Source organism: Actinoplanes sp. NPDC051470 (assembly GCF_040682035.1).
Taxonomy (GTDB): domain Bacteria; phylum Actinomycetota; class Actinomycetes; order Mycobacteriales; family Micromonosporaceae; genus Actinoplanes.
In genome coordinates this window covers 426711-437147 of record NZ_JBFBAA010000001.1, presented here as the reverse complement: position 1 = coordinate 437147, position 10437 = coordinate 426711, and the positions used below count along the sequence as shown (strand labels likewise).

The 10437-nt window shown below is 69.9% G+C and carries 10 protein-coding genes; 2 read left to right on the top strand and 8 right to left on the bottom strand.

The window, feature by feature from the left end:
- Positions 1 to 62: 62 nt before the first annotated feature.
- From AB0M54_RS02100 to AB0M54_RS02080, 5 genes are all read right to left on the bottom strand, one after another.
- On the bottom strand, positions 63 to 1343 hold the full coding sequence (locus AB0M54_RS02100; RefSeq protein ID WP_364468663.1) for an ABC transporter substrate-binding protein: 1281 nt from the start codon (positions 1341 to 1343) through the stop codon (positions 63 to 65).
- A complete protein-coding gene (locus AB0M54_RS02095) occupies positions 1340 to 2329 on the bottom strand; it encodes a branched-chain amino acid ABC transporter permease (protein WP_364468661.1) in 990 nt (329 codons plus the stop codon). Before AB0M54_RS02095 ends, AB0M54_RS02100 begins: the two co-directional genes overlap by 4 nt.
- Before the next feature lie 98 nt (positions 2330 to 2427).
- A complete protein-coding gene (locus AB0M54_RS02090; RefSeq protein ID WP_364468659.1) occupies positions 2428 to 3306 on the bottom strand; it encodes a branched-chain amino acid ABC transporter permease in 879 nt (292 codons plus the stop codon).
- A 9-nt stretch (positions 3307 to 3315) separates the two neighbouring features.
- Positions 3316 to 4032, bottom strand: coding sequence for an ABC transporter ATP-binding protein (locus AB0M54_RS02085; protein ID WP_364468657.1), 717 nt, complete (start codon positions 4030 to 4032; stop codon positions 3316 to 3318).
- An 85-nt stretch (positions 4033 to 4117) separates the two neighbouring features.
- On the bottom strand, positions 4118 to 4894 hold the full coding sequence (locus AB0M54_RS02080) for an ABC transporter ATP-binding protein (RefSeq protein WP_364468656.1): 777 nt from the start codon (positions 4892 to 4894) through the stop codon (positions 4118 to 4120).
- 221 nt (positions 4895 to 5115) lie between these two features.
- Here AB0M54_RS02080 and AB0M54_RS02075 point away from each other — a divergent pair, with 221 nt between their 5' ends.
- Together AB0M54_RS02075 and AB0M54_RS02070 are read left to right on the top strand one after the other, a co-directional pair.
- Positions 5116 to 5859, top strand: coding sequence for a class I SAM-dependent methyltransferase (locus tag AB0M54_RS02075; RefSeq protein ID WP_364314283.1), 744 nt, complete (start codon positions 5116 to 5118; stop codon positions 5857 to 5859).
- Positions 5856 to 6662 (top strand): HAD family hydrolase, encoded by an 807-nt coding sequence (locus AB0M54_RS02070; RefSeq protein WP_364314286.1) that lies wholly within the window; start codon positions 5856 to 5858, stop codon positions 6660 to 6662. Before AB0M54_RS02075 ends, AB0M54_RS02070 begins: the two co-directional genes overlap by 4 nt.
- A 155-nt stretch (positions 6663 to 6817) precedes the next feature.
- Here AB0M54_RS02070 and AB0M54_RS02065 read toward each other — a convergent pair whose 3' ends face one another.
- From AB0M54_RS02065 to AB0M54_RS02055, 3 genes are read right to left on the bottom strand one after another with little or no spacing between them, the layout of a single operon-like run.
- Entirely contained in the window at positions 6818 to 7432 is a 615-nt protein-coding gene (locus AB0M54_RS02065) for an alpha-ketoglutarate-dependent dioxygenase AlkB (RefSeq protein ID WP_364317059.1), read from the bottom strand.
- A 54-nt stretch (positions 7433 to 7486) separates the two neighbouring features.
- Positions 7487 to 8524 carry a succinate dehydrogenase/fumarate reductase iron-sulfur subunit gene (locus AB0M54_RS02060; protein ID WP_364314288.1) on the bottom strand — a complete coding sequence of 346 codons (1038 nt, stop codon included), beginning with the start codon at positions 8522 to 8524 and terminating at the stop codon, positions 7487 to 7489.
- The gene (locus AB0M54_RS02055; RefSeq protein WP_364314290.1) at positions 8524 to 10434 is read right to left on the bottom strand and encodes a fumarate reductase/succinate dehydrogenase flavoprotein subunit; all 1911 of its coding nucleotides are present in this window, start codon (positions 10432 to 10434) and stop codon (positions 8524 to 8526) included. The genes AB0M54_RS02060 and AB0M54_RS02055 overlap by 1 nt, the downstream gene beginning before the upstream one ends.
- Between the last annotated feature and the right edge of the window lie 3 nt (positions 10435 to 10437).

Genomic DNA, 10437 nt, shown 5'->3' with positions numbered 1-10437 from the left:
TTAGTCGCCCGCAGGCCCGCCGCCAACCATCTCCCGCGCGGCGACGGGCCGCAAGCATCCGGTCAGGACGTGGCCGGGATGCCGTTCGCCGGAGGAGTCGCGGGCGGCGTCGTGTACTCGTTGACCGGCCCGTCCTTCTCGTCCGTCTCGTAGGTGGGCCCGAAGTACTCGGCCTTGCCACCGGTGATCTTGGTCAGTCGCATGCCACCGTAACCCGAGTGGTCGTCCTTCGAGAAGCGCAGCGGGGACAGGCCCGGACCGCCGGTGAACCCGTTCTTCTGCACCGCCTCGATGATGCCCTCGCGGGTCAGATCCTTGCCCGCCGCCTGGAGCGCCTGCACGAGCAGGTACGCCCCGGACATGCCGTACACGATCAGGTTGTCGAACTCGGCATTGCCGTTGTGCTCGGCGTTGACCTTCTTGAACAGCTGGATCCACGGGTTGCTGTCGTCGTTGCTCAGCGGCAGGTAGCCGTCGGCGACCACGCCCTCGAGCAGCGCCGGCGCGCTCGCGCCCAGCGACCTGGTCAGCGTAGTCGGATCCGCGCCCACATTGGACACCACGAACTGCGGCTTGTAGCCGATCTTGGCCGCGGTGCCGAGCGAGAGGGCGGTGAAGCCCGGGATGGTGCCCAGCATGATGACCTCGCAGCCGGCCGCCTTGAACGCGCCGATCTGCGGGCCCACGTTCGGGTTGCTGGTCACGTAGGTCTGCTTGGCCGCCACCGGCGCGCCCAGGCCCTTCTCGAAGCCGAGCAGGCTGTCCCGGCCGAAGTCGTCGTCCTGGCCGAGGAAGCAGGTCTTCTTGCCGGCCCAGGTGGTCTTGACGTACGTGCCGAGGATCTTGCCCTCGACCGTGTAGTCCGGGTTGAAGCCGAACGTGCCCGGATACTTCTGCGGCTGGTCCCAGCTGTGGCTGCCCGAGCTGACGAACAGGTCGGGCACCCGGTTGGTCTTGAGGAAGTCGAGGACGCCGGTGTGGGTGGCCGTACCCAGGCCGTTGAAGATCGCGAAGACCTTGTCCTGCAGCACCAGTTCGCGGACCACCTGCTGGGTGGTCGCCGGGTTGTAGGTGTCGTCCATGACCTTGTAGTTGATCTTGCGGCCGTTGACGCCGCCGTTCGCGTTCACGTAGTCGAAGTAGGCCTTGCTGGCCGGCGCGATCTTCGAGTAGCCGGCCGCGGCCGGTCCGGTGAGCGGCATGTGCGTGCCGATCAGGATCTCGGTGTCGGTGACGCCGGGAGTGTTGCCCCCGCTCGTTGCTCCGCCTTGATCATCTCCGCCCGAGCAGGCGGCGGTCGCGAGGATCAGCGCGACGACGGCGACTGGCGCGATACGTCTCATCTTTTTCTCCTGAGGACTTTTGAAGGGAGGGAAGCGATCCCGCCGGGGAACGCGAGCATCACGACGATCAGCACCACGCCGAAGATGGCCAGCGGGAGGTTGCCCTCCAGGCGCTGGGCGACCGCGGCCGAGACGTCGATCGAGTCGGTGAGCGAGTGGGTGGTGGCCGGCAGCACGACCAGCAGCACCGCGCCCCACAGCGCGCCGGCCAGCCGGCCCAGGCCGCCGATGACGATGGCCATGACCAGGAAGAGGGACAGGGCCAGCGGGAACGCGCCCGGGCTGACGCTCTGCGAGAGCACGGCGATCAGCGCCCCGCCCAGACCCGCACAGGCGGCGCTGACGACAAAGGCCATCACCTGGGTACGCGCGACGTTGATGCCGGCCAGCCGGGCGGCGGCCTCGTCGTCCCGCACCGCCTTGAGGTTGCGGCCGAACCGGCTGCGGATCAGGTTGGCCAGGAACAGCAGCGTGAGCAGGGCGCCCGCCCAGGTCAGCCAGGCCTGCCAGCGTTCGTACGGGAAGTCGTAGCCCAGCGCCGGCGGCGGCGGATCGACCGACACCGACAGGCCCTGGTCGCTGTTGAACGTCGTGTCCCAGGTGCTGGTGATCGCCGGCACCACCACGGCGACCGCGAGCGTGAGCCCGGCCAGATACGGCCCCCGTAAACGCGCCGCGGCCAGTCCCACCACCGCCCCGACGGCCGTGGTCACCGCGATCGCGGCCAGCACCGCCACCGGCAGCGTCCACTGCCCGTTCCCGGCGAGCTCGTTCTGGGTCATCGCCAGCGTGTAGGCGCCGACCGCCATCAGGGCGCCGTGGCCCAGCGACAGCTGCCCGTTCAGTCCGGTGAGGACGGTCAGGCCCGCGGTCACACAGAAGTAGGCGCCGACCGTGGCCAACTGGTAGTTCCGGAACGGCGACAGGACATAGCTCAACGCCAGGATGATCGCGGCGCCGACGAGGATGAGCGCAACATTCCGCATGAGAGAACGAACGTTCTTTCGCTCTCCGGCCGGCGCCGCCGCGCGGGCCCGCCCGTCCGGGCCGGCCGCCGGCTTTCGCGTCGTCGCGGTGCCCTCGCTCATGCCACCCTCGCCTTCACCGAGCCGAACAGGCCACCGGGGCGGCCCAGCAGCACCACGAGCAGGAGGACGAGCACGGCGATCGGCGCCACGGTCGCGCCGAGATAGCCGCTGACGTACGAGAGCAGCAGGCCGACCACCACGCCCCCGACCACCGCGCCGACCGCGCTGTCCAGGCCGCCCACCACCGCCGCGGTGAACGCCGACACGAACACCACGTCCATGGCGTTCGGATGCAGCCCCAGCTCGGTCGGGATGACCAGCATCCCGGCCAGCGACCCGACCGCCGCGGCCAGCGCCCAGCCCAGCGTCAGCATCCCGCCGACGTTCACGCCGAGCAGCCGGGACACGTCCGGCGCGAAGGCCGCCGCCCGCATCCGCAGCCCGACCGCGGTGCGGGTGAACAGCAGCACCAGCAACGCCACCACGGCGAACACCGCGCCGAACACGAACAGGTCGAAGCGGGACAGCAGGGCGATCCCGCCGACCACGAACGCGTCCCGGTCGAACGGCGCCCCGGCCGGCCGGAACTCGTTGCCGTAGATCATCCCGAGCACCGCCTGGATCACCAGGACCAGGCCGAGCGCCACGACCACGCCGTTCAGCGGCGACGAATGGTCGACGAAGCGCATCACCACCCGTTCCACCCCGGCGCCCAGCACCAGGCCGCCGACCAGCGCGACGGCGAAGCCCAGCCAGTACGAGCCGGTCGCGTTGGCCACCGAGTAGCCGGCGTACGCGGTCGCCACGGCCATCGCGCCCTGGGCGAAGTTGACGATCCGCGCCGCGCGCCAGATCAGCACCAGGGAGAGCGCGAACGCGGCGTACACCGCGCCGCGGCTCAGCCCGTCGAAGGTGAGGAAGATGAAGCGGTCCACTCGGCCTCCTCAGAAACCCAGGTACGCGTGCCGGAGTTCGTCGTCGGTCCGCAAGGTCGCCGCGTCGTTGCGGGTGACGATGCGGCCCAGCGACATGACGACGCCGATGTCGGCGATGCTCAGTGCGCTGCGGACGTTCTGCTCGACCAGCAGCACGGTCATGCCGCTCCGGTTCCGCAGGTCGCTCAGCAGCGTCATGATCTGGGCGATGACCCGCGGCGCCAGGCCCAGGGACGGCTCGTCCAGCAGCATCAGGCGCGGCCGGCCGATCAGCGCCCGGCCCACCGCCAGCATCTGCCGCTCGCCGCCGGAGAGCTGATGTCCCGGGTGGCGCTTGCGCCGGGCCAGCGGCTCGAACAGCTCGTAGACCTCGTCCAGGGCCTTGCGCGCGTCCGCCTTGTCGGAGCGCCACAGGCCGCCCAGCCGCAGGTTCTCGTCGACGGTCAGCTCGGTGACCACGCCGCGGCCCTCGGGCACGTGCGCGACGCCGCGGCGCACCATCTGCTCGACCTTGGTGGCGCGCAGATCGGCGCCGTCCAGGCGTACCTCGCCCTTGGTCGGCTTGACCAGGCCGCTGAGCGTACGCAACAGCGTGGTCTTGCCCGCGCCGTTCGCACCCATCACGGCGACGATCTGCCCCTGCTCGATGCTCAGATCAAGGTCATGGAGTACGGGCGCAGCGCCGTAACCCGCGGTCAGTCCCGTGACTTCCAGCAACGCGGTCATGCTGTGCCCACCTTTGGCATGCCCTTCTGGCCCTCGCCTGCGATGCCGTCGGCATGCGCCGGCTGGTGCCGCTCGGTGCAGGCGGTCATGCCGCCTCCCCGAGGTAGGCGTCGGTGACCGCGGCGTTGGTGCGGATCTCGGCCGGCGTCCCGAAGGCGACCGGCTTGCCGAAGTCGAGCACCAGGATGTCGTCGCAGATCTTCATCACCAGGTCCATGTGGTGCTCGACCAGCAGCACGGCACAGCCCAGCCCCTTGATCAGCTGGCCCAGCTCGGTGATCTCCTCGGCGCCCAGCCCGCCGGCCGGCTCGTCGAGCAGCAGCAGCCGCGGCTTCGCGACCAGCGCGCGGGCCAGCGCCACCCGCTTGCGAACGGCATAGGGGAGGCCGCCCGGCAGCACGTCGGCGTACTCGGCGACCCCGCAGATCCGCAGCGCCTCCATCGCGTCGTCACGCAGCCGGCGTTCGTCCCGATCGGAGCGCGGCAGCCCGAACAGCGCCGCCGCGAAGCCCGCCCGGGCCGCGTGGTCGGTGCCGGCCAGCACGTTGTCCAGGACGGACAGGCCGCCGAACTGGCCGACCCCCTGCAGCGTGCGAGCGATCCCGATGCGGGTGAGCTGATGTGGTTTCGGCCGCAGCGGCCGGCCGTCGAGGGTGAGGCTGCCGCTGGTCGGCGGTACGAACCCGCACACCACGTTGAAGAGCGTGGTCTTGCCGGCGCCGTTGGGCCCGATGACCCCCACGGTGCGGCCCGGCGGTACACGCAGCGACACGTCGTCGAGCGCCACCAGGCCGCCGAACCGCACGCCGATGCGATGAAGGGCCAGGCCCTGATTGTCGTCGTCGGGATCGTGCTCGGCCATCGACCCACCGCCTCGGCTCTGAGGGCGTTTCCGTGGTACGCCGTTCCGCGATACAGAGCGTCCACAGAGGAGAACGCTCAGTGGCAAACTAATTACACTGAGAGTGTAAGTTTCTCGAACCTCTTGTCAATGGTCTTGCGTCGATGTTTCGTCCCGGCCCCGTCATTCTGCGCCATCCATCGATCAATGGCGATGTATTGATCTTCCGATAGGGTCACGGGGTGGCGTCGAAGCGGCCCTTCTACTCCCTCTACGCCCACGCCTACGACCTGTTGATCACCGACCCGGTCGAGCCCTGGGTGGCCGCGGTGCACTCCTCGCTGGCCCGGCCCGCGGCGACCATCCTGGACGCGGGTTGCGGCACGGGCCGGCACGCCGCCGCCCTGATCGAACTCGGCCACCGCGTCGACCTGATCGATGTTTCGGTCGAGTTGCTGGCGCTCGCCGCGGCCCGATGCCCCACAGCCCGGACTTGGACGGCCGACCTCCGCGCGCTCGGCACTTGGCCGGCCGCCACGACGGCAGCCTCGGGCGATCTTGGGTGTGCCTATGACGCGGTGACCTGTCGCGGCGTGCTCAACGACCTGATCGATGACGACGAGCGGCTGTCCGCGATGCGTTCCCTGGCCGGCTGCCTGATCCCCGGCGGCGCGCTGTTCCTCGATGTCCGCGAGCGGGACGCATCGCGGCGACGCGCGGACGGCGTCCCACGCTCGAAGCGGGTCGACCTTCCCGGCGGCGGCTTGCTCACCTTTGCCGCTCGCACGACCTGGGACGACGGGCTGCTCCGAGTCGACGAGACCTACACGCTGGACGGGCGGGATTCGCACTACGACTTCGTGATGCGGCCATGGACAGAGCCGGAGTTGCGCGACGTTCTCGGCACCTGCGGCCTCCACGACGTGCGGATCAGCGCCGGGGCTGGTCGACGCACGCCCGACCGCCTCTTCGTCGTCGCGCGGTGACCGCCGTCGAGGGCGTTCGGATCGGGGCGGTGGTCACCGATCTCGACGGAACCGTGGTGCGGCGCGACCGGACCGTCAGCCCGGCCACGCTGCGCGCGGCGGCCGCGCTGGAGGCTCGCGGCATCCCGTTGATCGCGGCCACCGCCCGTACCCCACTCGGCCTGAAGTCCTTGTCGACGCTGGTTCCGCACCTCGCCTTCGCCGTCTGTTGCAGCGGCGCCGTCGGACACGTGCCGGCGAGCGGGGCGACAGCCTGGTTCGACGTCCTGCCCCGCGTCGTGATCGCCGACCTGATCCGAACCGTGAAGGCGGCGGCCGTTTTCGACGGCGACGAGTGGCGGATGACCGCCGCCTACCGAACGATGCGCCCGACCGGCCACCAAGGTCGAACCTCGGTGGTGGACGCCGCCGCGCTCACCGAGGTGGAGGCCTGCTCGATGGTGCTGTGCCACCCCCACCGAACCGCCGCCGAACTGGTGGCCGACCTGATCACCGCCGGATTCGGGCCGGAGCGGGTCACGCTGACCTATGCCGGCCCGCGATTCGTCGAGGTGACCGCGCCGTCGGTCGACAAGGCGAGCGGCGTGGCGCGGGCGCTCCGCACCATCGGCGTGCCGCCGGCGCAGACCATAGCCTTCGGCGACATGCCGATCGACATCCCGATGTTCTCGGCCGTCGGGCATTCCGTCGCCATGGCCGACGCGCCGCCGGCGGTTCTCGCCGCGGCGACCTTCCATACCGAGAACGCCGAAAACGACGGCTTCGCCCACATGCTCACCCGCCTCGGCATCCTGCCCGCCTGACCCCGGCACCGCCCACAGCAGAACTCGGCGCCGCCCGACCGAAGCCATGTCGCCCGGCAGAACGCGGCACCACCTGGCGAAAGCCATGCCGCCCAGCAGAACCCAGCGCCGCCCGGCCGAAGCCGCGCCGCCGGCCGAAACCGCGCCGCCCAACGTCAGGCGACGCCGGCGGGGCGGAACTGGACGCTGACCCGGGGCCCGACCGGCCGGGCCGTCTTGGGGATGGCGTGTTCCCACGTGCGCTGGCACGACCCGCCCATCACGATCAGATCGCCATGCCCCTGAGGAAGGCGCAGGGTGTCGTGGCCCCCGGCGCGCGGGCGCAGCATCAGATTGCGGGGTGAACCGAACGACACGATCGCGACCATGGTGTCGTGGCGCGCCGAGCGGCCCAGCGTGTCGCCGTGCCAGGCGACGCTGTCGCGGCCGTCGCGGTAGAGGCACATGCCGGCGGTGACGAACTCTTCGCCCAGTTCGTCGGCGTAGTAGGCGTTGAGCCGGGCTTGAGCCTCGGTCAGCGTCGGGTGGGGCAGGTCTTCGCGAGCCGAATACCACCTGAGCAGCCGCGGCACGTCGACCACGCCGTCGTACATCGGCCGGCGCTCGGCCCGCCAGTCGACGTCGGCCAGCAGTGTCTCGAAGACGGTGTCGGAGCCCTGGACGAAGCCGGGCAGCACGTCGACCCACGCGCCCGCGGTCAGGGTGTGTCGAACGAGACGGCCCGGCAGCGGCTCGATCGCCGCGGCCGGGCCGCCCATCAGGTCGAACATCGACGGCTGGTAGGCGGTCACGCCGCCACTCTACGCCGCCCTCGTACGTCTGTGCTAATGGTCGTCCTTCTCCGGCTCCGGGTGGTGGTAGGTCACCCGGTCGGTCGGCAGCGGGAAGACATGGTCGTCACCGAACGGCGACGGCCCGCCCTGCTTCTGCGACAGGATCTCGGCCACGTCGAGCTTGCCGTCGGGGCCGAGGTCGGGCGGCTCGGGCAGGCGGGCGCTGGAATACGGCGTGGTCGTCCCGGAGGCGACGCCGGTGACGCCCATCGTGTTGCTCGGCGCCATGTTCTCGCTGCGGGAGGCCGGGGCGTGCTCGCGGTCCTGCTTCTCGAGCTCGTCCCGGCGGAAGATCTTGCGGCCCAGCCAGACCAGCGGGTCGTACTTGTTGTCGACCACGCGTTCCTTCATCGGGATGATCGCGTTGTCGGTGATCTTGATGTGTTCGGGGCAGACCTCGGTGCAGCACTTGGTGATGTTGCAGTAGCCCAGGCCCTGGTGGTCGCGCGAGTAGTTCTTGCGGTCGGTGCGCGCGTCGAGCGGGTGCATGTCGAGTTCGGCGGCCCGGATGAAGAACCGCGGCCCGGCGAAGGCTTCCTTGTTCTCCTCGTGGTCGCGGACCACGTGGCAGGTGTTCTGGCAGAGGAAGCATTCGATGCACTTGCGGAACTCCTGGGACCGCTCGACATCGACCTGCTGCATGCGGTATTCGCCGGGCGCCACGCCGGAAGGTGGCGCGAAGGCCGGCGTCTCCCGGGCCTTCTCGTAGTTGTACGACACGTCGGTGACCAGGTCGCGGATGACCGGGAAGGTCCGCAGCGGCGTGATCGTGATCGTCTCGTCGTCGGTGAAGGTGGACATCCGCGTCATGCAGCCCAGCTTGGGCATGCCGTTGATCTCCATCGAGCACGACCCGCACTTGCCGGCCTTGCAGTTCCACCGGCACGCGAGGTCGGGGGTCTGCGTGGCCTGCAGCCGGTGGATGACGTCGAGGACCACTTCGCCCTCGTTCACCTCGACGTCGAAGTCCTGGATCTCGCCGCCGGACGAGTCGCCCCGCCAGACCTTGAAGTGGCGCTTGGTGCCCATTACTTCGCCTCCCCAGACAGGGCGTCGTACGCCGCCAGCTCGTCGTCCGTCATGTACTTCGACAGCTCGGTCCGGTCGAACAGCTGGATCAGCTCGTCCCGCATCTTCGGGACCGCCTTGCGTTCCAGGTGCACATCGCCCCCGGAGTCGAGGGAGCAGATCAGGTTGAGCAGCCGCCACTGCGGGTTCATCCCGGGGAAGTCCTCGCGGGTGTGGCCGCCGCGCGACTCTTCGCGCTCCAGCGCCGCCTTCGCCGTGCAGATCGACACGATCAGCATGTTGCGCAGGTCGAGGGCCAGGTGCCAGCCCGGGTTGTACTTGCGGCCGCCGATCGCGCCGACGTTGGCCACCCGCAGCTTGAGTTCTTCGAGCCGCTTCAGCGCGTCGGTCAGCTCGCCCTCGCGGCGGATGATGCCGACCAGGTCACCCATCACCGCCTGGAGGTCTTGCTGCAACGTGTACGGGTTCTCCCCGCTCTGCCGGCTCAGCGGCGCCAGCGCCGTGTCGACCGCCTGCTCGACGTCCGCGGTCGCGACCTTCGGCCGCTTGGGCAGAGCTTCCGTGTACGCGGCCGCGTGTTCACCCGCGCGCTTGCCGAACACCAGCAGGTCGGACAGCGAGTTGCCGCCCAGCCGGTTGGAGCCGTGCATCCCGCCGGACACCTCGCCCGCCGCGAACAGCCCCTCGACATCGCCGAAGGCCGCGCCCGAGTCGGGGTCGACCTCGACGCCACCCATCACGTAGTGACAGGTCGGCCCGACCTCCATCGGCTCCTTGGTGATGTCGACGTCGGCCAGTTCCTTGAACTGGTGGTACATCGACGGGAGCCGGCGCTGGACCTCTTCGGCGGGCAGCCGGCTGGCGATGTCGAGGTAGACACCGCCGGCCTTCGAGCCCCGGCCGGCCTTGACCTCGCTGTTGATGGCCCGCGCGACCTCGTCCCGGGGCAGCAGCTCGGGCGGGCGGCGGTTGTTGTCCGGGTCGCTGTACCAGCGGTCCGCCTCCTCCTCGGTCTCCGCGTACTGCTTGCGGAAGACGTCGGGGACGTACTCGAACATGAACCGCTTGCCCTCGGAGTTCTTCAGCACCCCGCCGTCGCCCCGGACCGACTCGGTGACCAGGATGCCCTTGACGGACACCGGCCAGACCATGCCGGTCGGGTGGAACTGCAGGAACTCCATGTTGATCAGGGTGGCCCCGGCGCGCAGGGCCAGCGCGTGCCCGTCGCCGGTGTACTCCCAGGAGTTCGAGGTGACCTTGTAGCTGCGGCCGACGCCGCCGGTCGCCAGGATCACCGCAGGCGCCTCGAGCAGCAGGAACTCGCCGGATTCGCGGTAGTAGCCGAACGCGCCGGCCACCCGGTTCCCGTCGAGCAGCAGCTCGGTGATCGTGGTCTCGGAGAAGACCTTGATGCGGGCGTCGTAGCTGCCGAACTCGCGCTTGTCCTCCTGTTGCAGCGAGACGATCTTCTGCTGCAGGGTGCGGATCAGCTCGAGGCCGGTGCGGTCGCCGACGTGCGCCAGCCGCGGGTATTCGTGGCCGCCGAAGTTGCGCTGCGAGATCTTGCCGTCCTTCGTACGGTCGAACAGCGCCCCGTACGTCTCCAGCTCCCAGATCCGCTCCGGCGCCTCCTTGGCGTGCAGCTCGGCCATCCGGAAGTTGTTCAGGAACTTCCCGCCGCGCATGGTGTCCCGGAAGTGCACCATCCAGTTGTCGCGGCTGTTCACGTTGCCCATCGCGGCGGCCGCGCCGCCCTCGGCCATGACGGTGTGCGCCTTGCCGAACAGGGACTTGGAGATGATGGCCGTCCGCTTGCCGGCGAGCCGGGCCTCGATGGCCGCCCGCAGGCCGGCGCCGCCGGCGCCGATCACGACGACGTCGTAGTGGTGTCGTTCGATTCGTGTCGTCACGTC